The organism is Cyanobium sp. ATX-6F1 (assembly GCF_047395825.1).
Taxonomy (GTDB): Bacteria; Cyanobacteriota; Cyanobacteriia; order PCC-6307; family Cyanobiaceae; genus ATX-6F1.
Genome location: NZ_JBCEBF010000003.1, coordinates 1086975 through 1110621, shown reverse-complemented (window position 1 = coordinate 1110621; position 23647 = coordinate 1086975). Strand labels below are relative to the sequence as shown.

22 protein-coding genes and 4 pseudogenes are annotated in these 23647 nt (G+C 68.2%); 11 read left to right on the top strand and 15 right to left on the bottom strand.

Annotation, left to right across the window (positions count from 1 at the left end):
* Positions 1 to 66: 66 nt before the first annotated feature.
* Entirely contained in the window at positions 67 to 1791 is a 1725-nt protein-coding gene (locus tag AAF143_RS18115; RefSeq protein WP_255009854.1) for an ABC-F family ATP-binding cassette domain-containing protein, read from the bottom strand.
* A gap of 180 nt (positions 1792 to 1971) precedes the next feature.
* Here AAF143_RS18115 and AAF143_RS18110 point away from each other — a divergent pair, with 180 nt between their 5' ends.
* A complete protein-coding gene (locus AAF143_RS18110) occupies positions 1972 to 2181 on the top strand; it encodes a hypothetical protein (protein WP_255009852.1) in 210 nt (69 codons plus the stop codon).
* A gap of 6 nt (positions 2182 to 2187) precedes the next feature.
* Here AAF143_RS18110 and AAF143_RS18105 read toward each other — a convergent pair whose 3' ends face one another.
* Both AAF143_RS18105 and AAF143_RS18100 read right to left on the bottom strand, forming a co-directional pair.
* Positions 2188 to 2421: a hypothetical protein gene (locus tag AAF143_RS18105; protein WP_255009851.1), complete on the bottom strand. Its 234-nt coding sequence runs from the start codon at positions 2419 to 2421 to the stop codon at positions 2188 to 2190.
* A 129-nt stretch (positions 2422 to 2550) separates the two neighbouring features.
* Positions 2551 to 2862 (bottom strand): hypothetical protein, encoded by a 312-nt coding sequence (locus tag AAF143_RS18100; protein ID WP_255009849.1) that lies wholly within the window; start codon positions 2860 to 2862, stop codon positions 2551 to 2553.
* A 327-nt stretch (positions 2863 to 3189) separates the two neighbouring features.
* Between AAF143_RS18100 and AAF143_RS18095 the strand changes: the two genes are divergently transcribed.
* The gene (locus tag AAF143_RS18095; protein WP_255009842.1) at positions 3190 to 3546 is read left to right on the top strand and encodes a ribbon-helix-helix domain-containing protein; all 357 of its coding nucleotides are present in this window, start codon (positions 3190 to 3192) and stop codon (positions 3544 to 3546) included.
* Positions 3547 to 3552: 6 nt separating this feature from the next.
* Here AAF143_RS18095 and AAF143_RS18090 read toward each other — a convergent pair whose 3' ends face one another.
* The 10 genes and pseudogenes from AAF143_RS18090 to AAF143_RS18045 form a co-directional block, all read right to left on the bottom strand.
* Positions 3553 to 4737, bottom strand: a complete 1185-nt coding sequence (locus tag AAF143_RS18090; protein WP_255009840.1) for an anhydro-N-acetylmuramic acid kinase — start codon at positions 4735 to 4737, stop codon at positions 3553 to 3555.
* A 4-nt stretch (positions 4738 to 4741) separates the two neighbouring features.
* Positions 4742 to 5445: pseudogene (locus tag AAF143_RS18085) on the bottom strand (potassium channel family protein).
* Between the two features lie 29 nt (positions 5446 to 5474).
* A complete protein-coding gene (locus tag AAF143_RS18080; RefSeq protein WP_409995660.1) occupies positions 5475 to 6887 on the bottom strand; it encodes a TrkH family potassium uptake protein in 1413 nt (470 codons plus the stop codon).
* Between the two features lie 73 nt (positions 6888 to 6960).
* Positions 6961 to 7596: a peroxiredoxin gene (locus tag AAF143_RS18075; RefSeq protein WP_255009829.1), complete on the bottom strand. Its 636-nt coding sequence runs from the start codon at positions 7594 to 7596 to the stop codon at positions 6961 to 6963.
* A 115-nt stretch (positions 7597 to 7711) separates the two neighbouring features.
* Positions 7712 to 8347, bottom strand: a complete 636-nt coding sequence (locus AAF143_RS18070; protein ID WP_414027537.1) for a GTPase — start codon at positions 8345 to 8347, stop codon at positions 7712 to 7714.
* Positions 8348 to 8435: 88 nt separating this feature from the next.
* Positions 8436 to 8591, bottom strand: a pseudogene (locus AAF143_RS18065) (hypothetical protein); the annotation flags it as partial.
* Complete coding sequence (locus AAF143_RS18060) at positions 8581 to 8790, bottom strand: hypothetical protein (protein WP_414027488.1); 210 nt, start codon at positions 8788 to 8790, stop codon at positions 8581 to 8583. The pseudogene AAF143_RS18065 and the gene AAF143_RS18060, both read right to left, overlap by 11 nt.
* Positions 8775 to 9353 carry a hypothetical protein gene (locus tag AAF143_RS18055; protein ID WP_414027487.1) on the bottom strand — a complete coding sequence of 193 codons (579 nt, stop codon included), beginning with the start codon at positions 9351 to 9353 and terminating at the stop codon, positions 8775 to 8777. Before AAF143_RS18055 ends, AAF143_RS18060 begins: the two co-directional genes overlap by 16 nt.
* A complete protein-coding gene (locus AAF143_RS18050) occupies positions 9350 to 9739 on the bottom strand; it encodes an HAD-IA family hydrolase (RefSeq protein ID WP_414027536.1) in 390 nt (129 codons plus the stop codon). Before AAF143_RS18050 ends, AAF143_RS18055 begins: the two co-directional genes overlap by 4 nt.
* Before the next feature lie 274 nt (positions 9740 to 10013).
* On the bottom strand, positions 10014 to 11210 hold the full coding sequence (locus AAF143_RS18045; protein WP_414027486.1) for an NAD(P)/FAD-dependent oxidoreductase: 1197 nt from the start codon (positions 11208 to 11210) through the stop codon (positions 10014 to 10016).
* 80 nt (positions 11211 to 11290) lie between these two features.
* Here AAF143_RS18045 and AAF143_RS18040 point away from each other — a divergent pair, with 80 nt between their 5' ends.
* Both AAF143_RS18040 and AAF143_RS18035 read left to right on the top strand, forming a co-directional pair.
* A complete protein-coding gene (locus AAF143_RS18040; RefSeq protein WP_255009823.1) occupies positions 11291 to 12058 on the top strand; it encodes a phosphoadenylyl-sulfate reductase in 768 nt (255 codons plus the stop codon).
* A 1-nt stretch (position 12059) separates the two neighbouring features.
* Positions 12060 to 12872 carry a type III pantothenate kinase gene (locus AAF143_RS18035; protein WP_414027485.1) on the top strand — a complete coding sequence of 271 codons (813 nt, stop codon included), beginning with the start codon at positions 12060 to 12062 and terminating at the stop codon, positions 12870 to 12872.
* Here AAF143_RS18035 and bcp read toward each other — a convergent pair.
* Positions 12820 to 13287, bottom strand: a complete 468-nt coding sequence (gene bcp, locus AAF143_RS18030) for a thioredoxin-dependent thiol peroxidase (protein WP_255009884.1) — start codon at positions 13285 to 13287, stop codon at positions 12820 to 12822. The genes AAF143_RS18035 and bcp overlap by 53 nt on opposite strands.
* A 39-nt stretch (positions 13288 to 13326) precedes the next feature.
* On the opposite strand from bcp, the gene AAF143_RS18025 reads away from it, so the two are divergent.
* The 4 genes from AAF143_RS18025 to AAF143_RS18010 all read left to right on the top strand — a co-directional run bounded on the left by AAF143_RS18025 (position 13327) and on the right by AAF143_RS18010 (position 15338).
* Complete coding sequence (locus AAF143_RS18025; protein WP_414027484.1) at positions 13327 to 14007, top strand: 4'-phosphopantetheinyl transferase family protein; 681 nt, start codon at positions 13327 to 13329, stop codon at positions 14005 to 14007.
* Positions 13980 to 14270: a hypothetical protein gene (locus tag AAF143_RS18020; RefSeq protein ID WP_414027483.1), complete on the top strand. Its 291-nt coding sequence runs from the start codon at positions 13980 to 13982 to the stop codon at positions 14268 to 14270. The genes AAF143_RS18025 and AAF143_RS18020 overlap by 28 nt, the downstream gene beginning before the upstream one ends.
* On the top strand, positions 14255 to 14485 hold the full coding sequence (locus AAF143_RS18015; RefSeq protein ID WP_414027482.1) for a hypothetical protein: 231 nt from the start codon (positions 14255 to 14257) through the stop codon (positions 14483 to 14485). The genes AAF143_RS18020 and AAF143_RS18015 overlap by 16 nt, the downstream gene beginning before the upstream one ends.
* A 181-nt stretch (positions 14486 to 14666) precedes the next feature.
* On the top strand, positions 14667 to 15338 hold the full coding sequence (locus AAF143_RS18010) for an alpha/beta hydrolase (protein ID WP_255009815.1): 672 nt from the start codon (positions 14667 to 14669) through the stop codon (positions 15336 to 15338).
* A gap of 44 nt (positions 15339 to 15382) precedes the next feature.
* Here the strand turns inward: AAF143_RS18010 and AAF143_RS18005 are convergent.
* A pseudogene (locus AAF143_RS18005) lies at positions 15383 to 17613 on the bottom strand (AAA family ATPase).
* A gap of 109 nt (positions 17614 to 17722) precedes the next feature.
* On the opposite strand from AAF143_RS18005, the gene AAF143_RS18000 reads away from it, so the two are divergent.
* The 3 genes and pseudogenes from AAF143_RS18000 to AAF143_RS17990 all read left to right on the top strand — a co-directional run bounded on the left by AAF143_RS18000 (position 17723) and on the right by AAF143_RS17990 (position 23646).
* Complete coding sequence (locus tag AAF143_RS18000) at positions 17723 to 18814, top strand: efflux RND transporter periplasmic adaptor subunit (protein ID WP_255009812.1); 1092 nt, start codon at positions 17723 to 17725, stop codon at positions 18812 to 18814.
* Between the two features lie 14 nt (positions 18815 to 18828).
* Positions 18829 to 22106 (top strand): annotated as a pseudogene (locus AAF143_RS17995) (efflux RND transporter permease subunit).
* A gap of 28 nt (positions 22107 to 22134) precedes the next feature.
* Positions 22135 to 23646 carry an efflux RND transporter periplasmic adaptor subunit gene (locus AAF143_RS17990; RefSeq protein ID WP_414027481.1) on the top strand — a complete coding sequence of 504 codons (1512 nt, stop codon included), beginning with the start codon at positions 22135 to 22137 and terminating at the stop codon, positions 23644 to 23646.
* The last annotated feature ends 1 nt before the right edge of the window (position 23647 follow it).

The window sequence follows — 23647 nt, the reverse complement described above, 5'->3', positions numbered from 1 at the left end:
TTTGAGGGTGCACCCACGAAATGAGTTTTCCTTCATAGAGCAGATTTGCCTAGCTGGAAGGAAGGTTCAGGCCGCCGTGCGTCCCGCCCCCGAGCGGGCCTTCTGTTTCTGCTGGTTGCTGGCTTTCTTGGCCTCCCGGGCACGGGCTGCCGCGAGCTCCTGCCGCTCGGCGGCCTCCTCTTCCTTCTTCTCCTGGTAGTAGGCGTAGTCGCCGCGGTAGAGCACCAGTTCGCCGTCGCGCAGCTCGACGATCTTGTTGGCCACTCGTGCGATGAAGTAGCGGTCGTGGGAGACCAGCAGGGCAGCCCCCTCGTAGGCCATCAGCGCGTCTTCAAGCATCTGCTTGGCGGGGATGTCCAGGTGGTTGGTGGGTTCATCCAGCACCAGCAGGTTGCAGGGGCTCAGCAGCATCAGGGCCAGTGCCAGGCGGGCCTTTTCGCCCCCGGAGAGCTTGCCTGCCGCTTTAAACACCGAGTCGTTGCTGAAGCCGAAGCTGCCCAGCAGTGAGCGCACCTGGGTCTGGGTCCAGTCGGGCACCGCCTCGAACAGGGTGTCGATCACGGTCTTGTCAAGATCCAGGGCTTCGGCCTGGTTCTGCTCGAAGTAGCTGGCGATCACGTTGTGCTCCCCCAGGCGGGCGCTGCCGTCATCTGGGGATTCGCCGCCCATCACCAGCCGCAGCAGGGTGGATTTGCCGGCGCCGTTGGGGCCCACGAAGGCGATCCGATCGCCGCGCTCCACCTCCAGATCCGCCTCCAGGAAAAGGATCTTGTCGTCATAGCTGTGGGTGAGCTTTTCGAACACCGCCACCTGACGGCCGCAGCGGGGCGCTGGTGGGAACTGGAAGCGGGGCCCACCGACGGCCTCGATCGGCGCTTCGATGCGCTCCACTTTCTCCAGCAATTTCTCGCGGCTCTTGGCCTGGGTGCTGCGGGTGGCGCTGGCCCGGAAGCGGTCGATGTAGGCCTGCTGGGTGCTGAGCTCTTTCTGCTGGCGCTCGAAGGCCGCCTGGCTGGCTTCGCGCTCCAGGGCCTTCTGCTCCAGGTGCTGGCTGTAGTTGCCCAGGTAGGTGCGGGAGACCCCGCGCTCGGTTTCAACGATCTGGTTGCAGACCCGATCGAGGAAGGCGCGGTCGTGGCTGATCACCACCAGAGGGATCGTCTGGCTGGTCAAGTAGCCCTCCAGCCACTGGATCGTTTCCACGTCCAGGTGGTTGGTGGGCTCGTCCAGCAGCAGCAGATCGGGTTGTTGCAGCAGGATCTTGCCCAGGGCGATGCGCATCTGCCAGCCGCCGGAGTAGTCGCCCACGGGCCGTTCGGCCCCCTCGGGGCTGAAGCCGATCGCGGGCAGAAGCTTGTCGATGCGGGCATCGAGCTCATAGCCGTGCAGCGCCTCGAAGCGGCTGTGCAGGCGCCCCAGTTCGTGGATCAGTTCATCAAGGTGGTCGGGATCGCTGGCCGCCTGCTCGCTGGCCATTTCCTTTTCCACCTGGTGCTGGCGGATCAGCACAGTGGCGGCCTCGCCGAAGGCCTGGAACAACTCCTCGCGCACCGTGCGTTCGAGGTCCACATCGAACTCCTGCTGCAGGTAGGCGATCCGGGGATCGCCTTGTTTGACCACCTGGCCGGTGGTGGGTTCCTCCAGGCCGGCAATGATGCGCATCTGGGTGGACTTGCCGGCGCCGTTGACGCCCACCAGCCCGATCCGATCACCGCCTTTGACCTCCCAGGTGACATCGCGCAACGCCTCGCCCGTGGGGTAAATCTTTGAAACGCGTTCAAGACGGAGCACGGTGACGGTGGGGAACCTGGTGTAAGGCCATCATCACCGTTCGCCGGAGTGGGCGCTGCCGCTGGGGCGGCACGAACCTGTCGCCCCAACGTTGCATCACGGATGTGTTCAGTGCTCCTGGCGGTCAGGACGACGCGATTCGGCAAACTCGATTCACCAGCTCCCTGCAACCGCCCGCCCATGGTCAAGCGTCTGGAGCAGGTGGCGGCAGTGGTGATCGCGGCGGGCCTGGCGATCGTGAGCTACTGGCTCTTCTTCAGCTGGGCCAAGCGCGATGACAGCAAGCCCAGGGGGATGCCGGTGCCTGCACCATCGCTGAGTCAGCCAAGCCCCCAGCGGCCAGCGCTGCCGGAGTCCGCCCCAGCGCCAACTTCTGCTCCCCAGCCCTGAACGGCTTCAGAGTCCGCCGCGGGCCTTCACCAGCCACTGCTTGCTGGCGTCGTCGTCAAGGGAGGCGATGAACTGGCGGATGGTGTCGTCAGTGAGCTCGAGGCCCCGCTCCTGGCCCAGTTGGCGGATCCGTTTCACGGTGCCGCTGGGGTCCTGGAGGGCCTGACGGAAAAGGGAGCGGGTGAGTTCGCTGTCCTGGCGGATCAGGTCGTAGAGCTCGGCGGCGGCGGAATCGGCCATGGCAGCGGCTGGGACTGAAGCGACCCTATGCAGGCTTGGCCGTTCGTGCCCGCAGCCTTTGGACGATCGTGATCAGAGCCTGGCCCAGCGGGCGGATCTCCTTGCCTGCTCGGGTGCGTTCTCCTCGCCTCAGGCCGCCTCCAGATCCTCCTGCTCGTCCTCCCCAGTGGCGGAGGCATCCTCCATGGTGCGGGCATCGAGGCAGAGCACCTTGCGCAGCTGGGCGTAGTTGGCGGCCAGGGAGGAGCGACCCTCCTGCTGGGCGGCGAATTCTGAGCGCTGCAGCACGTGGTGGAGATGGGTGAGCAAGTAGGTGCTGATCACCGCGGAAACGAGCACGTCGCTGCGCTCGGCTTGCCGTTGCGGGGCGCTGTTCGGGCTGGCCTTGGCGGCGCGGGCGGATTTGGCTGGACGGGAGCTGGGAGCGGTACGGGTGGCCACGGCTGGTTCAGAGAAGGGGGCGGATGACGAGGGGGCTATGGGAGAAGGGACTGGCGGGCGTGTCTGGCCTGGGGCGGGTTGATCAGGGCTCCGGGGCAGGGCCCGTCGGCCCAGGGCCTTGCTGAGGGGTATCGGGTTGGCAGGCGGACGGGCCATGGAAGGCGGCAGTGAACCCCCGACCGGTGCCGGATCAGGGTTGCCGGATGGGGAGAGTCCGGTTCTTACAAGCATAATCACGGATAGTATCCTTGTGCATCTCTGTACACTTGTTGGTATCGAGCTGGATCCCTGGGGATCCGTTCAGGCCTGATCTGTTTCCCGCTCCCCGTGGCCACCCGTCAGACCTCCACCAGCGGCAAGCCCAAGTCACCGAGGATTCAGGTGGTCCTGCCGGAGGAGCTCTGCGCCCAACTCAGCGCCGTGGCCGAAGCGGAGTCGCGCACGGTCAGCAACATGGCCAAGGTGCTGATCCAGCAGGGTCTCGAGCGGATCCATCGGGAAACCCCTGGTCGCCAGAGCGCCCCTGAGCGCGGCAGGAGCACCATCCGCCAGGCCACCGACCGCCTGAACACCGACGCCTTCCGCGAAGCCCTGGAAGAACGCAGCCTGGAGCGCCCCAGCCGCCTGCGCGGGGTGCCCAGGCGGCTGCGGCTGCAGCGGCCGGGCCCCTCCCCGGAGCGCTGATCGGCCTTACCGGCCGGCCTTCCCCTGGGGATCGGCCCGCACCCCCAGCACCGCCGCCTGGGAGGCGCCGGTGACCGAGGGCAGCGACCCAGGACATCCCTTCTGGTGCCACCAGGCGAGCAGGGCGAAGCCCAGGGCCTCCCGCTGGCTGTCACCGATTCCCAGCTCCGCCAACGGCCGCACCTGGGTGCCCGGGCAACGCCGGCGCAACTCCCCCATCAGGGTGCGATTGCGGGCGCCGCCGCCGGCCACCAGCAGCTCCAGCGGGGTGACGCCCCGTTGCAGATCGGCGGCCACCACGGCGGCGGTGAAGGCGGTGAGGCTGGCGAGGGCATCGGCAGGATCGCAGGAGCCGGCAGGATTGCTGGAGTCAGCAGGGTCACGGCCGCCTGCGCTGGCCAGTTCGGCCAGGCGGCGCTCCAGGTCGGGGGCGCCGAACAGTTCCCGCCCCGTGGATTTCGGTGGGGCCTGGAGGAAATAGGGCTCCTTCAGCCAGCACGCGATCAGGTCCTCGTTCACCCGCCCGCGGGCGGCCCAGCGGCCGTCCTCGTCGTAGGGCAACGTGCCGCTGCTGAATCGCTCCACCGCCAGATCCAGCAGGGTGTTGGCTGGTCCGCAGTCCCAGCCCCGCACTTTCTGGTGGCGGTCTGGGCCCCTGGCCGGGGGCAGCAGGGTGAGGTTGGCGATGCCCCCCAGGTTGAGCACGGCCCGCCAGCCGCCGATCGCCGGCAACAGGGCCGCGTCGGCGGCCGGCACCAGCGGCGCCCCTTCACCGCCCAGGGCCAGATCCTGGGCGCGGAAGTCGAACACCACCGGCCGTCCCAGCAGCTCCGCCAGCAGGGGACCCTGGAGCAGTTGCCAGCTGGCACCCCGCCGCCCGCCAGCCGGTGGCCGGTGCCAGAGGGTCTGGCCGTGACAGCCCACCAGCTCCGCCCGACCCTCGGGATCGCAGGCCCGGGCGCAGGCGGCCTGGGCTTCGCTGACCGCTTCGGCCAGTTCCAGCACGTCCGCGGCTGAGAGGGGAACCCCCTGGCCGGCCGCCACCAGCGCCCGGCGCAGCGCGGCCGGATAGGGCTGGAAGCTGTGTTGGAGCAGGCGCCAGCGGGGCCGAGCCGGCGACCCCTCGAAGCGGGCCAGCACCGCGTCCACCCCGTCGGCGCTGGTGCCGCTCATCAGGCCAAGCACTCGCATCGGTTCAGCTCGAGGGCAAGGATTCGAGCGCCTCGGTGGGCCCCATCACCACCAGCAACTCGCCTTCATTGAGGGTCAAGGAGGCGGGGGATTGACCAGCAGCCTCTCGGCGCGCCCCGCCGCCAGCACGCTGACCCCGTAGCTCTTGCGCAGGTTGATCTCCCGCAGGGAGCGCCCAATGAAGGCCTTGGGCACCCGGATCTCCTCGATGCTGTTGGTGTCGTCGAGGCGCAGGCGCTCCAGCAGGTTCGGGCGGATCAGCTCACGGCCCAGCCGAGCTCCCTGCATGCGCGAGGGGAAGACCACCTTGTCGGCGCCGACCCGCAGCAGCATCTTTTCGTGCAGATCGCTGCTGGCCCGCGCGATCACCTGGTTGACGCGGCTGTCGGCGCTGTCCTTGGCAATCAAGGTGGCCGTGATGCTGACCTCGATCGGTTCGCTGATCGCCACCACCACGGTGCTCAATTCGAACAGGCCGGCGGCCCGGAGGGCTTCCTCGTCGGTGCAATCCACCACCCGGGCTTCGATCGCCGGATCGAGCTGACGAAGCTCGTCGATGGCCCGCTGGTTCATGTCGATCGCCAGCACCGGGGCCCCGGCCGCCGCCAGTTCCTTGCAGACGGCGCTGCCAAAACGACCAACGCCGATCACCGCGAAGCTGTTTTCCAAGGGGGCATCGCTGCCAGCCCATTGCCACCAACCGCTCATGGCTCGTTCTGGTTCACGGTTGGCTGCTCTTAGACATACAGATCTTCGCGGGGATAGCCGACCCGATTCTGGGGGCCGCCCTTGAACAGGGCCGAAAGCACCAGCAGGATGCCCAGCCGACCCACATACATCCCCACGATCAGCACCAACTGGCCCCAGCGGTTGAGCTGGGCCGTCACCCCCAGGTCGAGTCCCACGGTGGCGAAGGCCGACACACAGGTGAACAGTTTCTCTAGAAAGGTGAACTGCAGGGTGGTGGAGTCTCCGCCGGCCGTTCGACCGAGACCGAGCAGCAGGGTCATGCCGATCACGAACAGCACCGAGGCCAGGGTCACCCCTACCGCCCGCAGCACCGTTTTGTCCGGGATTTGGCGGTCATGGATGACCACCGCGGTGTTCCCTTGCAGGGTGGAGCGGGTGGCGGCCAGCAGGGCGGCGAAGGTGGTGGTCTTGATGCCGCCGCCGGTGCCGCCGGGGCTGGCCCCGATGAACATCAGGCTGATCATCAGCAATAGGCCGGCGTCGGAGAGGGTGTTGATCGAGAGCGGGATGGTGTTGAAGCCGGCCGTGCGGGTGGTCACCGACTGGAACAGCACCACCTGAACTTTCTCCCACCAGCCCAGGGGCGCCACCACCCCGTCGGTGGCGAAGTGCTCGGTGGCCAGCAGGCCCACGGCCCCCAGCAGGATCAGGCCCACGGTGCACTGGATCACCAGGGTGGAGTGCAGGCTGAGCTGCCGCAGCCTGCGCAGACGCCGGCGCTTGCTCCACAGGTCTTGGGTGACCCGCCAGCCGATGCCCCCCATCACGATGAGCAGGGCGATCACCAGGTTCACCACCGGGTGGCTGCGGTAGCGCACCAGGCTGTCGCTCCAGAGCCCGAAGCCGGCGTTGTTGTAGGCGCTGATGGCGTGAAACAGGGCCGCCCAGAGCCGCTCTCCGCGGTTGGGGATGTCGCTGAAACCGAAGACATAGAGCACGGCGGTGCCCAGGCCCATCAAGGCGGTGGCGGTGATCAGGATTCGGTGGAAGGTGTCGCCGATGCCCCCGACTCCGAACTCATCGAGGGCCCGGCCCCGGTCAAGGCGCCGCTGCAGGTCGACCCGCCGCTGCAGCAGGCCCTGGAGGAACGAGGTGATCGCCATCAGGCCGAGGCCGCCGGTGAGGATCAGCGCAGCCAGCACCAGCTGGCCGGCAAAGGTGAGCTCGCTGCCCACATCAATGATCGAGAGGCCGGTCACGGTGACGGCCGAGGTGGCGGTGAACAGGGCTTCCCAGAGGCCGACGCTGTCGCTGGAGCACAGCGGTGTAGCCAGCAGCAGGCTGCCGCCACCGATCACCACCGCGCCCGTGACCGCCGTGAACTGGGGCACCGTGAGCTGCCGGCGCCAGCGCACCAGAGCGGCAAGCCATGGTTCAGGCGGATCGGGGCGGAGGGGCACCGGGAGCAGGCGGACAAAAAACTCCCCGCTGGCCTGGGCTGCGGGGAGCTGGAAGTCTGACCGGTGAGGGGACTTATTTGTTGGGCTGGGGGGTGAAGCGCAGGTAGGGCTTGACCTCGGTGACGCCCTTGGTGAACTTGACCTTGGCGTCCTCGGTGGAGATCGAGGGCACCACCACACAGTCTTCGCCGTCCTTCCAGTTTACCGGGGTGGCCACGGAGTGGTGATCGGTGAGCTGCAGGGAATCGATCACCCGCAGGATCTCATCGAAGTTGCGGCCCGTGCTGGCGGGGTAGGTGATCTGCAGGCGCAGCTTCTTGTTGGGGTCGATGACGAACACCGAGCGCACCGTCAGGTTGTTGAGGGCGTTGGGGTGGATCAGGCCGTAGAGGTCGCTGACCTTCTTGTCGCCATCGGCCAGGATCGGGTAGTCGACCGTGGTGTGCTGGGTCTCATTGATGTCGGGGATCCAGCCCTTGTGGCTTTCCGCCGAGTCGACGCTCAGGGCCAGGGTCTTGACGTTGCGCTTCTCCCACTCGGGGCGCAGCTTGGCCACTTCACCGAGTTCGGTGGTGCAGACCGGGGTGTAGTCGGCGGGGTGGGAGAACAGCACCACCCAGCTGCCTTCAGCGAAGTCGTAAAGGTTGATCGGACCCAGTTGGGAATCCTGGGTGAAATCGGGAACGGTATCCCCGAGGAGCAGTGTCATGGAGGCGTTCGCGCTCAACCGGACGATGCTGACATAACAGATAGCGCCCATGGCCCACTGGGCTGCCCGCCGAGGTGCCCCTGGTTACAGAGCAGGCTCAGGATCGATCAACTGATCAGGATCGAACAGCCCCACCGGGATCGAACAGCCAATCCCGCAGCCTCTCCAGTCCCAGGCCGGCGGTGGCGGAGACGAACAGGGCCTGGGGATCGCGTAGGCGTGCCTGCTCCAGGGCCTCAGCCGGGCAGCGATCAATCTGGTTGCCCACCAGCCGCCGGGGGGCCGTGCTGCCGAGGCCATCGAGAATCGCTTCCACTGTGATCAACTGATTCACCCAGGCCGGATCGGAGAGATCCACCACGATCAGCAGCTGGTCGGCCTCCAGGGTTTCCTCGAGGGTGGAGCGAAAGGCCTCCACCAGCGGCGGCGGCAGGTCGCGGATGAAGCCCACCGTGTCGGTGAGCAACACGCTGCTGGGGGGACCTCCGGCTGGATTGGGCTGGTCCAGCCGGCGGGTGGTGGGATCGAGGGTGGCAAACAGCTTGTTTTCCGCCAGGGCCTCCTGCCCCGCCACCGGCTTGGTGAGGGCATTGAGCAGCGAGGATTTGCCGGCATTGGTGTAGCCCACCAGCGCAAGGCGCCGCTGGCCGCGGCGGCCCTGACGCAGCCGTGAGCGGTGCTCCCCCAGTTGTTTCACCTCCTTCTGCAGTCGGTCGACGCGGCTGGCGATGGTGCGGCGATCTTTTTCCAGCTGGGTTTCGCCCGGGCCCCGGGTGCCGATGCCCCCCCTGGCGCGAGAGGCTCAGGCCCCGCCCGCTCAGCCGCGGCAGGCGGTAGCGCAGCTGGGCCAGTTCCACCTGCAGGCGTCCGGCGCTGCTGGAGGCGCGCTGGGCAAAAATATCGAGGATCAGCTCGCTGCGGTCGCTCACCGGCAGATCCAGCAACCGCTCCAGGTTGCGGGCCTGCCCGGGGCTCAGTTCACGGTCAGTGACCACCAGGGTGGCCCCCACCCGGCGGGCCTCCAGGGCCGCCTCCTGCACCTTGCCCTCCCCCACACCGTCTGGGGGAAACCTGTTGGCGGCGTTGCTGCACGAGCCCCACGGGTTCCCCGCCGGCGCTGCGCACCAGCCCCTCCAGTTCGGCCACGTCCCGCTGGGCCTGCAGCGGATCACCGGGGGTCAGGGCCAGCAGCAACACCCGCTCCGGTCCCTCGATGCGCCGGCTTGGTTCGGGGGCCTCCGGCTCCTTGGCCCCCAGGGCCCCGGGCTCGCAGAGCTCGGCCAGCTCGCCACTGGCCAGGGGCTGCCAGGGCTGGCCGGCGCTGCCACCGGGGGCGAAGTCCGCCGCCGGCCAGCGGCCCCCGCTTCGGCGTGGTCGGAGAAGCGCAGCCAGAACAGTGGATGGAGGTCGAGCCCCACGGTCGCTTCGCTCGCCTGGGGCTCCAGCTGACGGCTGCGGCCCACGCAGGTGAACAGGCGCAGGTCCGTGCCCTGGCGCCGTTGGGAGCCGGGCAGCCGCTCCAGCAGGCGCCCCGACTGCTCCAGGGGCCCCACCCAGAGCAGGCGGCCCAGGCCGCGGCCGTCCACCACCAGGCTCAGGGGCAGTTCCAGCTCCCGGCTTTCCGCCGCCAGCCGCTGGAGGGTGAGCAGGTCGGCGCCGCCGCCTTCGGGGTGGCGGCGCTGGGAGAGCCGCTCCAGGCGCCGCTGCACGGAGGGGCGTAATCCCGCCGTGCGCCCCAGCAGAACGGCCTGCTTCATGGGTGGCGAATCAAGAGGCAGCGCAGGCCTGCGGCGCGGGCGCCTGCTTCATCTTCGGGGCTGTCGCCGATGTGCCAGACCTGCTGCGGTTCGAGCTCCAGGGCCTCAAGGGCGCGCTGGAAGGGAAGCGGATCGGGTTTGGCGGCCCCGGCGGCGCTGGACACCACCACCGCCGTGAACCAGGGCGCCAGAGCCAGACCCTCCAGCAGAGCGATCAGGCGCGAATCGAAATTGCTGACCACCGCCAGGGCCAGGCCTTGCTCTCTCCAGCGCTGGAGGTGCTCGGCCACTCCGGGGTAGACCCGCCACAGGGAAGGGTCGGCATAGCGCTCGAACAACTCGTGGCGCAGGGCCTCCGGGGCAGGGCTGCCACCCGCCGCCTGCACCGTTTCATCGATGCGCTCCCCCACCAGCGCCGCTCCGCCGCCAGCAGCTCAGGGCCCTCCAGGCCCGAAAAAGCCAGCGGAGGAGCCTGGCGCAGCACGGCGCCGAAGACCTGGTCGATGGCGGCGGCCTCCAGCTCCAGCCCATGGCCTGCGGCCGCGGCGGCGTAGGTGGTGCCCACGGAGGCCCGCAGGCCGATCAGGGTGCCCATGGCATCGAACAGCAAGCCCCTGACGGGCCCCATCGGGGCCGATTCGATCGCGGCCGACGGGGCCATCAGCGGCTCAGATCCGAGAGCCAGCCCGCCGCCACCTTCAGCTGGTGGGGCAGGCCCGGCAGGCGCGCCAGATAGGCGATCTGGCGCAGGCGGAAGGCGGTCGGGCCCGCCAGGGTGAACCCCAGGCCCGTGAGGCTGGCGTTGCCCACACCGAGGCTGACCATTTCCCCCAGATCGTTCCAGTGGAAGGGCTCCAGGGGCTCACCTGCGAACGAGTGGAGCAGGTTGCGGGCCAGCAGCTCCGCCTGTTGGAAGGCCACCTGGGCGGTGGCCGGCAGGGGCCGTTCGTCGTCGTCGTGCACCAGGGCCCCGTCCCCGAGGGCGAAGACGTCCGTCAGCCCGACCACGCTCAGGTCAGTGCCGCAGGTCAGGCGGCCGCCGAGGCCCAGGGGCGGAATGGGTTGCAGCTCGGGCAGGGAGGCTGAGCTGCCGGCGGCCCAGATCACCCCATCGACCCGCAGGGTCTCCAGAACGGCCCCCTCATGGTCGCCGGCCTGGTGGCTGAGCTGCACGGCGCCCGTTTCAATCGCCAGCACCCGCGTGCGGGTGCGCAGGCGCACGTCTTTGCGCTGGAGGGCGGCCAGGGCCTGCTCGCGGTTGAAGGAGCGGCCGGAGGCCAGCAACTCGCCTCCCTGCTCGATCAGTTCGATCACGGCCGCATCGCCGAGCAGATCGGCCAGCTTGCAGGCCAGCTCCACGCCTGTGGGGCCGCCACCGATCACCGCCAGCCGCTGCAGGGGCCGCCGCTCGAGGCGCAGCCGCTCCACCAGGGCCTGGAGCCGCTCCACATCCGCCAGGCTGCGGAAGCCCAGGGCATGCTCGCTGACGCCGGGCACTCCGAAGCTCTCCGGGCGAGCGCCGGTGGCCAGCACCAGCCGGCCATAGGCCAGCTCGCGCCCCTGGGCCGTTTGCAGGCAGTGGCGTTCGGCATCGACACGCACCACGCGGTCACGGAGCCAGGCCACCCCGCGGCCCGCCAGCAGGGAGTCGTAGCGGGGGGCGATCTCCCAGCTGCGCAGTTCGCCGCTCAGCAGCTCGTAGAGCAGGGGCAGGAAGAGGAACCGCTCATTGGGCTCGATCAGCAGGATCGGCGGGTGCGGCCTGCGATCGGCCAGGGCCAGGGAGGTGTAAAGCCCCCGAAGCCGCCACCGGCGATCACCACCAGGGCATCGTTGGCCGCCACCGGATCTCCCCATCAGACTCGAACCCTAACCAGCACGATCCGCCCTGGGCGGGCGACGGCCGCCTGGGCCTCTTCAAGGGAGACAATGGTGCGATGACCACGCTCGCAGGGCCCAAGCTGCCAACTGATCTTCGCGGTCAGCCAATTGATCTGATCCGCGCCCGCGCGACGTTGGAGGCGGCTGACCCTCCGGCCCGGTTGCGCTGGGGCTACGAGACCTTTGGTGACGGCTTCGCCCTCACCACCAGCTTCGGTATCCAGTCGGCGGTGCTGCTGCACATGCTGAGCCGCCTGAGCGAGAGCATCCCGGTGCTCTGGGTCGACACCGGCTACCTGCCGGAAGCCACCTACCGCTACGCCGACACCCTCTGCCGCCTGCTTCCCTTGAACCTTCAGGTGCTGCAGTCACCCCTGAGCCCGGCTCGCATGGAAGCCCTGCACGGCCGCCTATGGGAGAACGGCAGCGTCGACGACCTCACCCTCTACCACCAGATCCGCAAGGTGGAACCGCTGGATCGGGCCCTGCGGGAGCTGCGCCTGCGCTGCTGGGCCAGTGGCGTGCGTGGCGGCCAGACCGACCACCGCATGGCCATGGCGCACCTCGATCCCGTGCGCGAGCGCTGGTCGCTGAGGCCCCTGTTGGAGTGGACCAACCGCGATGTCTTCTATTACATGCAGGAGCACGACCTGCCCCAGCACCCTTTGTTCGAGGCCGGCTACAGCACCGTGGGGGACTGGCACTCCAGCGCCCCTGACGACGGCAGCGGCGACGGCAGTGGAGAAGGGCGTGCCACCCGTTTCGGTGGCCTCAAGCAGGAGTGCGGCATCCACCTGCCTGGGGTGATGGGCGACGGCATCTGAGGTGGCGATCGAGCGCCGCCGCTGGTTGCTGATCGGCAACAGCCGCTGGCACTGGGCTGAGTCTCTTGAGGGTGAGGCCAGTGGGACGTCGCCATCGGTGGGTTTGGTGCTGCGTCACTGGCACCAGCCCTCCCCTGGCGTTGGCGATCACGGCCCCCTGACCAGCGGCCCCCTCACCACCGATCTGGTGGCCTGGGTCGCCGTGGGCGCCGTGGATCCGGCCTGGAACCTGCCTGAACCACTTCGGTTCGGCTTGGAGCAGATTCCCCTGGCTGGAATCCCCCTGGCTGGGGATCGACCGGGCCCTGGCGGGCTGGGGGCCTGGCGACGGGAGCAGGCGCTCGATCCGGGCGCTTCAGTGCTGGTGGCCGATGCGGGCACCGCCCTCAGCCTCACCCGCGTGGATGGAGGCGGTCAGTTCAGGGGTGGACGGCTGATGGCCGGTTTCGGCCTGCAGCTTCGGGCCCTGGCCGCGGGCACGGCTGCCCTGCCGGCTGTTGCGATCGAAGCCCTGGCGCCGGAACCCTCGGAGTTGGGTGCTGAGCCCTGGCCTGTCGCCACCGCCGCCGCCATGGTCAGCGGCGTGGGCCGCGGGTTGGCGGCGGCGCTCCTGGCGGCCTGCCAGGAGCTCTCCGCCGCCGGGGAGCCCACCGCCCTCTGGCTCACCGGCGGCGATGGCCCCACTTTGCTGCCGTGGCTGGCTTCGTCATCCCTGCCCGTGCGCCACGATCCCGATTTGGTCCTGGAAGCCCTGGTGGCGCTCAGCTCAGGGCCAGGTCCGCGAGGATCTCATCGGCCTGGGTTTCCGCCTTGACCTTGCGGTAGATCTTTTCGAGGCTGCCATCGGGGGCGACCACGAAGGTGTGGCGAAACACCCCCAAAAATTCCTTGCCCATGAATTTCTTCAGCCCGTAGCTTTCGTAGGCGGTCGCCACCGGGAAGGGCTCCGACTCACTGAGCAGGGTGAAGGGGAGCTCGTATTTGGCGATGAACTTGGTATGGCTGGCGGCGGAGTCCTTGCTGATGCCCAGCACGGCGATGCCGTGCTTTTTGAGAACTGACCACTGGTCGCGGAAGTTGCAGGCCTCCTTGGTGCAGCCCGGGGTGTCGTCCTTGGGATAGAAGTAGATCACCACCCGCTGGCCCTTGAATGACGCGAGGCTCACCGGCTGGCCGTTCTGGTCGGGCAGGGTGAAGTCGGGGGCGGGATCGCCGATCTGGAGGACCATCGCAGGCGCGCGCAACATCCTGGGGAGCCTAGGGGGGCCTTGAATCTGCGACCGAGACTCTGGCTGCGGAGCTTCCGCGGCGGTCCAGATCCCAGCGCTCAGCTCTCCCTCCAGGAACGGGACTGGTGCGCGCGGCTGCCCGCCGGCGTGGGCGGGCGCTACGGCGCCAGCCGTGCCCTGCTGCGCCAGCAGCTCTCGCAGCACCTGGGTTGCGAGCCACTGGCGGTCCCACTCCACAGCCCGCCGGGGGCGGCCACCCTCCTGGCGCCGGGCTGGGGCTCGATCAGCCTGGCCCACAGCGGTGATCGGCTGTTGATCGGCTGGTCCCCCCGGCCCATCGGAGTGGATCTGGAAGACGGGCAGCGCCGCTTGCAGGCCGCTGCCCTGGCCGCGCGGTTCTTCCCGCTCCAGGAGCGGCGCCAGCTCGAAGCGCTCGAGCCGGCGCAGCTGCGCCGCGCTGTGCTGGAGAGCTGGGTGCACAAGGAGGCGGCGATCAAATGGAGCGGCGGCAGCCTGGCGGCCGACCTGCGTCACTGGTGCTGGGACCACCGCCTCCGAACGCTGCTGGACCTGCGCGGATCGGCCGCCCCCCTGCCGCTGCGAGCAGCGTCAGGGCTGGTTGTGCGCCGCCGTGGGGGAGGGGCTGGAGTCGGCCGACTGGGGTTAGGGTCCGCCCAGCCACCCGGCCCGCGATGGCGATCGCCTTTCGTCTCTCTGTGATCGCCGCTCTGGGGCTGCTGGGGCTGGCCGGTTTGCTGGGGCTCTCGCTGCAACCGCCGCTCACCAGCCGCACCGGCATCGGCACCGCCCGGATGCTGGCCGAACTGGAGAACCAGGAGGCTCTCCAGGACTCGCGTGAGCGCGCCGCCGCCAGCCTCGCTCAGTTCGTGGGCGGCGAGATCACCCGATTCGTGTGGGGCGGCTTTTCCCCCGATCTCGACGTGATCGCTCTGGAGCCCCCGATGACATGGTGGCCCGGGTGATCGCCGGGCCCGAGCGCATCGAGCTGTGGCTCACCGCCGATGGGGGAAGTGAGCGCTACGTCGGCCGTGTGGAGGCCGTGGACAACGTGCCCAAATCCGTGAGTTGTCGCGGCCAGGGGACACCAGGAGCCTTCCCCCTGCGCGAGGGACGGCTGAAGTGTCCGGAAGGCTGGATCGAATTGCCGGCGCCGGCACGGCAGAAGCGGCCAGGCTGAACGCGTCGCGGCCCGCTGGGATCGATGCGACGCAGTTTTTTGCAACAACCTGTCAACCCACAGGGGCTGTTGGTCAATGGTTCGAATGGTTGTTATGAAGTCAGCAAAAGGGCTTGCGAAGTTGTTGGCAAGTGTTACTCCAACCTCTAGGGTGAATTCGGATGTATTCGCTGCAACCTCCGTGCTCAAGCGCCTTGCCACCGGTCTGATGATCGGAGCCACCTTCACCGCCCTGGCCCTGCCCGCCTCCGCGGCCGTCGACAATGATCTCCCCGTGCGCTGGAACTCCGGTGGTGCGGTGTGGTCCACCAACTTCGAGGCCTTCAAGACCTTCATCAGCACCGGTGACGTCACCGACCGCGGTCTCGCCTCGGGCATCTCCCGCTCCGGCTGGAGTGCCAGTGAACTGCGCACCGGTCTGGCCAAGCCCTACAGCGTTGATCTGGTCGGTGTCTCCGACTTTCTCTACTCACCCGCCGGCGTGAAGTTCCTCAAGAACGCTTCCCGCAGCTATTTCCCCTACTGGTCCCAGTCCACCTACGCGGTGGAATCCCTGCGCAGCGCGATCATCGCCGACGCCGTGGATGGTTCGATCTCCTCGGCTGGCATCATGGCCGCCCTGCCAGTCGACTACCGCCTGGCTGACACCTGCAACACCTACGACGGCAAGCAGAACGTCTGCGCCGAAGGCAAGTGCGTGGGTGAGGCCCAGTGCACCTCGCTGCTCAGCTGGTACGTCTTCCTGCCGGCTTGCATCCAGGCCAACCAGGTGGTTGCGGCCGTCGTCACCCGCCCCGAGCCCATGATGGCTGCTCCCGCTCCGGCTCCCGAGGCCATCCGCGGTCTCTGGTGAGCCCTGGACCTTTGGCTCCCTGCCCCGGCTTGGCCGGGGCTTTTTCATGGCTGCTTTGGTCTGCGGGCGATCAGCAGCTGGTGTTCGAGTCGCTGGGGCAGCGCCCGGCCCCGCTGGTTGAGGAAGGCCTGGTGCTGGTTTTCACAAGCGGCGGCGCCGAGCGCCTGCTCGAGCCGTTGGCGGTAGGGGGCCTGGGGAGCGAACCAGCGCTCGATCATCCCGTCGTTGAGCTCCAGGCTCAGCGGCTCATTCCAGATCCGCGGCTCCAGGGACCAACCCCGCCGCACCAGCTCGGCCCCCAGGGCCTCTGGATCGGGACTGGCCTGCAACCAGGAACCTTCAAGCGCCACCACCTGCTCCAGCACGTTCTGCAGGGGGTGTGGTTCCCTGAGCCCGGCAGCTCCAGCAAGGCGCCGGCGGGCCCCAGGCGCGGCTGAGAAAACAGCAGCCGCAGCTCCGCCCCGGGGCTGGCAAGGCGCTCCAGCGCCCCCAACCAGGCGTCGATCAGTTCGGGGCTGGCGCCCCGCCAGGGGTGGCGGGCGGCGATCGTTTCGAAGCGCAGCCCAGGTTCAAGCTGCCGCTCCAACGCCTCCGGTTCACCAAAGGGGGCCAGCAGCAGTTGGGGCCGACGCAGGCTGTCGAGCATCTCCAGCTGGGCCCCCAGGCGCTCCAGGTCGCCGGCCTCGCTCACCTGCAGCACCACCCCCTCCGGCGTGGCCTCCAGGGGGTCGAGGGCCCAGAGCAGCGAGTGGGCCTCCAGGATCAGGGTGCGGCCGTGGCGTTTCCAGCGGGCGTCCTGCCAGAGCCGCTGCCGGAGCTGATCGAGCCGTTCACCTTCTGCCCCCAGCTGCCGCCTGAGCCAACGCTCGAGGGCAGGGTCCTCGGGCCCGCTGCTGAGGGGGCGCAGGCGTCCCCTTCCGCTGCCGTCTCGGCTGCCGCCGCCAGCTGGGCCGCGCGCCGTTGCTGCAACCTCTGGCGCTGTTCGCCTTCCCAGCCCGTCCGCCCCGGCTGCCAGAACACCTCCCCTGCAGGGCACCGGGCAGGTATTGCTGGGCCACCCAGTGCTCGGCGTAGGCGTGGGGGTAGCGGTAGCCCACCCCGTCACCGAAGGCCTGGCCGTCACGGCTGGCATCACGCAGGTGGGAGGGCACCTCCTGGCGGTTGGCGGCGCGCACGCTCTTGAGGGCATCAAAGAAGCCCAGCAGGCTGTTGCTCTTCTCGGTGCCGGCCAGATACAGAGCCGCCTGGGCCAGGGGGTACAGCCCCTCCGGCAGGCCCACGCGCTCGAAGGCGGCGGCACAGGCCTCCACCACCACCACCGCCTGGGGATCGGCCAGGCCGATGTCTTCTCCGGCAGAGATCAGCATGCGCCGGAAGATGAAGCGCGGGTTCTCACCCGCCTCCACCATCCGCGCCAGCCAGAACAGGGCGGCGTCGGGATCGGAGCCCCGCAACGACTTGATGAAGGCGCTGATCGTGTCGAAGTGGGCGTCCCCTTGCTTGTCGTAGAGCACCGCCCGCTGCTGGATCGACTGCTCGGTGATCGCCAGGTCGATGCGAATCACGCCATCGGCCGCGGGCTCGGTGGTCTCCACCGCCAGCTCCAGGGCATTGAGCAGGCTGCGGGCATCTCCGCCGGCCACATCCAACAGGTGATCGGCCGCCTCGGGGCTCAGTTCCACCCGCCGATCGCCATAGCCGCGCTCGCGGTCGGTCAGGGCGCGCTCCAGCAGCTGGCGAAGGTGGCGGGTTTCCAGCGGCTGCAGCCGGAACAGGCGCGATCGGCTCACCAGCGCCTTGTTCACCTCGAAGAAGGGGTTTTCGGTGGTGGCACCAATCAGGGTCACCGTGCCGTTCTCCACCCAGGGCAGCAGGGCGTCCTGCTGGGCGCTGTTGAAGCGGTGCACCTCATCGATGAACAGCAGGGTGCGCAGGCCGTGCTTCCCCAGCCGGTCGCGGGCGGCCTCCACCTCGGCGCGCAGATCCTTGACCCCCGCCAGCACGGCGTTGAGGCTGCTGAAGTGGGCCCGGGTGCTGCCGGCGATGATCCGGGCGAGGGTGGTTTTGCCGACCCCGGGGGGCCGTGAAGGATGAGGTTGCCCACCCGATCGGCGGTGATCGCCCGGCGCAGGAGGCGTCCGGGCCCAAGGATCTCCTCCTGGCCGGCGAAATCCTCGAGCGTGCGTGGGCGCAGGCGGTCGGCCAGGGGCGCCACCTTGGCCCGGTTGTGGGCCTCCTGGTGGGCAAACAGGTCATGGTCGGCCGTGCCGCTCAAACCGAATCCCCCATCGCGATCACTCCAGGGAACTCCACGTCAGGGGAGGGTGCGGCCCGTTGCAAAGGGTAGGCAGAGCGGCAGACTCTGACGAGGTTTGAGGCTGGTCGTGTCGCGCCGTTTCGTGCTTGGTCTGGGCGCCGCAAGCCTGTTGATCACTCTGGTGGGCTGCCAGGAACCGGAAGCGGCCAAGCCGAGAATTCTGCCGGTGGCCACCGCCGTAGCCGCCTCCGCACGCTTCAGTGAGGGCGTCGACACGATCAGCACGCTCGAATCCGACAAGCTCGTGCAGCTCGCCGCCCAGGCCGGTGGCCGCATCCTGCGCCTGAATGTGAGCCAGGGCGACCGCGTCAAGGCAGGCCAGCAATTGCTGGTGCTGGACCAGGTGCAGGTGGAGGCCTCGGTGGCCAGCCTGCGGGCCCAGCTGGAAAAAGACAAGCTCAACTACCAGCGCTTCGAGTTCCTCGCCCGCCAGGGGGCCGCCAGCGTCCTGCAGCGCGATGAACTGCGCGCCGCCTACCTCTCCTCGCGCCAGGCGGTGATTTCCCGGGAGGCCGACCTGGCCTTCCGCGATCTGCGCGCTCCGATCGCCGGTGTGATCAGTGACCTCAAGGTGAAGGCCGGCGATGTGATCGCCACCGGTCAGGAGCTCACCAAGGTGGTGAGCAACGCCGAGTTGATGGCGCGGGTCGACGTGCCGGCAGCGCTCTCGAGCCGGGTGCGGCCGGGCCAGCTGGTGGTGCTCAAGGACCCGCTCACGGGCCGCACCTTGGCCAATGGCCGCGTCGATTCGATCGATCCGACCGTGAATGCGGGCAGCCAGTCGCTGCTGGTGAAAGCGGCCTTCGCCAACCCCACTGGGGCCCTGCGCAACGGGCTGCGGGTGCGCACCCGGCTGGTGCTCGATGAGCAAGATCAACTCTCGGTGCCGTTTGAGGCTGTGATCCAGACCTCCGGCCAGAGCTTCGTGTTCAGCCCCGGCAGCCTCGCCGAGCTGGAGGCCACCAAGCCGCCGGCGCCGGTGCTGGAGGCCGCCCGCCGCCTGCCGCCGGGCACCACGTTTGCCCTGCAGGTCCCGGTGAGCCTCGGGGTGGTGCAGAACAACCGCTTCCCCGTGCAACGCGGCCTCACGGCCGGCCAGCGGGTGATCACCTCCAACCTGCTCAACCTGCGCCACGGGGTGCCGGTGGCAGCGAATTGAGCGGCCTGTAAACGATGTCTCCCTCCAACAACTTCATCGTCCGGCCGGTGCTCACCGTGGTGTGCAGCCTGCTGATCGTGTTCGCCGGTTTGATCGCGATTCCGCTGCTGCCGATCGAGAACCTGCCCGACATCGCGCCGCCCACCATCAAGGTGACCGCCTTCTACAACGGCGCTGATGCCCTCAGTGTCGAGGAGGGCGTCACCACCGTGCTGGAGCAGCAGATCAACGGGGTGGAGGACATGGAGTTCATCACCTCCAGCAGTGCCGCCGATGGCACCAGTGCGATCGCGATCTCCTTCGCCAGCGGCACCGACGGCGCCATCAACCAGGTGAACGTGCAGAACCGGGTGGCCCTGGCCCAGCCCCAGCTGCCCACGGAGGTGCGCCAGTCGGGGGTGGTGGTGAACCAGGCCTCCACCTCGATCCTGCTCGTCTACAACGTCGTCAGCGAAGATCCCGCCAACCCCTACAGCACCGAGACGATCAGCGGCCTGCTGGATCAGAACCTCACCGATGCGATCCGGCGGGTGAAGGGGGTGGGCAGCCTGGCTTACTTCGGCAACCGCAAGCTTTCGATCCGGCTCTGGCTGGATCCAGGCAAACTGGCGGCCAACCAGCTCACCTCCAGCGATGTGGTGGCGGCCCTCAACAGTCAGAACCGGTTGGTGCCCGCAGGCCGCGTCGGCGGCGCCCCTTCGCCCCAGGGCCAGGTGTTCACCTTCTCGGTGCAGCTCCAGGGCCGCCTGGTGAAGCTCGACGAATTTGAAGCCATGATCCTGCGCACCGCCCCCGACGGTGGTCTGATCCGCCTGCGGGACGTGGGCCGAGTGGAGCTGGGCGGTGAGAGCTATGACGTCTCCGCCACCGACCTGCGCGGCGTGCCTTCGGTGGGCCTGGCGATCTATCAGCTCAGTGGCAGCAATGCCCTGGAGGTATCCGATGGCGTGGAAGGCGTGCTGGCCGACTTCAAGGCCACGATGCCGCCCGGGCTTCGTCTGGAGAAGATTTACGACTCCACTGACTTCATCAACGCCTCGATCGAGGGTGTGACGGGTTCCCTGCGCGATGCGGTGCTGCTGGTGGTGCTGATTCTGTTTCTGTTTCTGCAGGACTGGAAGGCCACCCTGGTGCCGGGCATCGCCATCCCCGTGGCCCTGGTGGGCACCTTCGCCTTCGCCAAGGCCTTCGGCTTTTCGCTCAACCAGCTCACGCTGTTCGGGTTGGTGCTGGCCACGGGCCTGGTGGTGGATGACGCCATCACCGTGATTGAGGACACCTCCACGAAGAAATCCCAGGGCCTCAGTGCCGTGGCGGCCGCCAAGGCAACCATGGATGACCTGTTCGGGGCGGTGATCGCCACTTCCCTGGTGCTGTTCGCGGTGTTTCTGCCGGTGCTGTTCTTTCCCGGCGCCACCGGCACGATCTACAAGCAGTTCGCCGCCACGATCATCTTCTCGGTGGCGATCTCCACCTTCAACGCGCTCACCTTCTCGCCGATGCTCTCGGCTCTGCTCCTGGCTCGGGAGAGTCCACCCCCAGTCGCCGCACCTACGCCATCGCCGGTGCGGTGATCGGCGTGATCTACGGCCTGCTTTCGGCTGGCCTCACCGCCCCATTGGTGGTGCTTCTGTTCGCTGGCATCGGCGCCGCCCTGGGCTGGTTCACCCCGCAGATCTTCGATCGCTTCAACCACCTCTATGGCGGCTTTGAGCGCCGCTATGAAGGTGCCCTGGGCTGGGTGCTGGGGCGCCGCAAGCTGGTGATGGCCCTGCTGGTGGGCGGCGTGGTGCTCACGGCGGTGGCCTTCAACGCCATCCCCTCAGGATTTGTGCCGGTGGAGGATCAGGGCTATGCGATCGGCTTCGTGCAGGCCCCCGATGGCAGCTCTGAAGAGACCACCCGGCGCATCAACCGCCAGGTGGCCGAAATTCTGCGCGGCGAGAAGGACATCAGTTCGGCGGCGATCTTCAGTGGCGCCAGCCTCGATGGCAACGCCCCCAACCGCGGCCTGTTTTTCTTCGGCACCAAGAACTGGGACGACCGTCCGGGCGATGAGCAGTCCGTTCCGGCGATCGTGGGACGGCTGGGCCCGAAGCTGGCCCAGATCCAGGGGGCGCGAGTGTTCGTGGTCGAACCGCCGGCGATCCCCGGCTACGGCGCCTCGGGCGGCTTTGAGTTCCAGTTGCTTGATCGCAGTGGTGGCGCCCTCAACCTGCCCGCGTTCTTTGGCGCCGCCAACAACCTGATCAACACCGCCCGCCAGAATCTGGTGGGAGGGTCGCCGCTGTTCGATCGGGTGTTCACCCAGTTCAGCCCCGAATCGCCCCAACTGGCGATCAAGGTGGATCGCGACCGCATGGCCGCGGCGGGTGTGGACTACGGCCAGGCGATGCAGGCGTTCAGTTTCAACTTCGGTGGCGCCTACATCAACGACACCTTCCAGGAAGGCAAGGTGCGTCGGGTGTATGTGCAGGCGAATGAAAGCTTCCGCTCCACCCCTGAGCGGCTCAGTGCGGTGTTCGTGCGCAACAGCTCAGGCGCCACCATCCCCCTGGCTGAGTTCTTCACGATCGAGCCGATCACCGGCCCGGCGGTGATCCCGCACTTCAACCTCTACCGCTCGATCAAGGTGGAGGGTTCGGCGGCGCCAGGCAGAAGCTCGGGCCAGGCGATCATCGGCATGCAAGACACCTTCAAGAAGCTGGGTGTCAACGGCATCGGCTTCGACTGGACCGGCATCTCCCGCGAGGAGGTGAAGGCCGGTGCCCTCGCGGTGGTGATCTTCGCCCTGGGGATCCTGGTGGTGTACCTGGTGCTGGCCGCCCAGTACGAGAGCTACAGCGATCCACTGATCATTCTGATGACGGTGCCCACCGCGATGCTCGGCGCCTTGGTGTTCCTTGGGTTGCGCGGCTACGACCTCAACATCTACGCCCAGGTGGGTCTGGTGATGTTGATCGGTCTGGCGGCCAAGAACGGCATCCTGATCGTCGATCTCGCCAACCAGAGAATGCTGGCCGGGGCCACGGCCCTGGAGGCGGCCCGGGAGGCGGCGCTGTCCCGCGTGCGGCCGATCCTGATGACGGCGATCTCTTCGCTGTTCGGCTTTTTGCCCCTGGTTCTGGCGAGCGGCGCGGGGGCGCGGAGTCAGTCGGCCCTGGGCACGGTGGTGTTCGGCGGGTTGCTGGTGGCCACCGTGCTTTCGCTGCTGGTGGTGCCGGTGTTCTACGTGGTGATGAAGCAATGGGTGCGCCCGGAGATCCCCCTGCCGATGACGACCTTGCGGTGATCGTTGACGCGGGCGGCGAGGCCTTCTGATGGCGTCCCCGGCCCCCCTGCGCGGGCGCCAGGTACTGCTGGCCGCTTTGATCGGCGGCGCCCTGGGGGCCGCCGTGGCCCTGATGTTGAAGACCGTGGTGTCCAACACCCCGGCCCAGGTGAGTCCGCGCACCTATGTGATCTTTTTCGTGATCTTCTGCGCCTTCGGCGGCCTCGCTGGCCTCACGCTCGAAGCGGTGCGCCAGCTGCAGGAGCGCAACCCCGATCCTGCGTACCACCGCAAGCCGCGCACGGCGGCCCGGCGCCAGAGCCCCCAGCGACCCAGGCCCCGGGGGAGGAGCCCAAGGGTGATTAGGCTCGCCAGCGCCGGCTTGGACTGTTCCGTGGGCAAATCTGCGGCCTGGCTCCTCCCCCTTGTGTTGCTGGCGGGATGCGGCGCTGGCAAGCCCACCGCCCAGCCCCTGCTGATCGTTCAGACCCAGGCGATCGATCCCCAGACGTTCACCCCGGGGATCGATGTGGTCAGCAAGCTGGAGTCGGTCACCGACGTGCTGCTCAAACCGGAAACCGATGGCCGCGTGGTGAAGATCCTGGCCAGCCAGGGGGAACGCGTGCGCCAGGGCCAGCACATCTTTGTGCTCGACAACGTGCAGCCCAGCGCCCAGCTCAACGCCAGCACGGCCGAGGCGCGCAAAGACCGCATCAACGCCGAGCGCTACATCTTCCTGAACAACCAGGGGGCTGTCTCCAACAAGGACCGCGACGCCTATATCACCCAGGCGATTCAATCGCGCGACCAGGTCAAGGCCAATGCCGCCACCCTGGGTTACTCCTTCGTGAAGGCGCCGATCGACGGCATCCTCGGTGATCTGAGCAGCGTCAAGCTCGGCGATTTCGTGCAGAAGGGTCAGTCGATCACGGGTGTGGTCGACAACAGCAGCCTCTGGACCCGCATGGATGTGCCCTCCACCCAACTTGGCCGGGTGGCGGTGGGCCAGCGTGTGCTGCTGACCTCCCAGGGCACACCGACGGTGAGCGCCGAAGGCCGGGTGGTGTTCATCTCCCCTTACTTCACCCCGGCCACCGCCACCAATCCCTCACCGCCCAATTCGTTGTTGGTGAAGGCGGAGTTCCCCAACCTCACCGGCAAGCTCAAAACCGGCCTGGTGGTCACCAACCGGATCATCACCGAGCAGAAAGTCTCCCTGGCGGTGCCCGTGCAGGCGGTGACGATGCAGGCTTCCCAGCCCTTCGTGTTCAAGCTGGTGCCGATCCAGGCGATCCTGCCGCGGCTGAAAGCCTCCACCCAGGTGCCCGAGGTGCAGAAGCAGAAGCTGGAGAAGCTGGCCGCCAAGAATCCCCAGCAGCCTGTGGTGGTGCAGGTGGCGGTGAAGCTCGGCACCCTGCAGAACAATCACTTCCCCTTGATCAGTGGCCTGGCGGCCGGCGATCGGGTGGTGGTGAGCAACACCGCCCTGCTGCGCAGCGGTATGCCGGTGAACGAAGCCGCCCCTGGCACCCGGCTGGCGGGCAGCACTCCAGAGGGCTGAG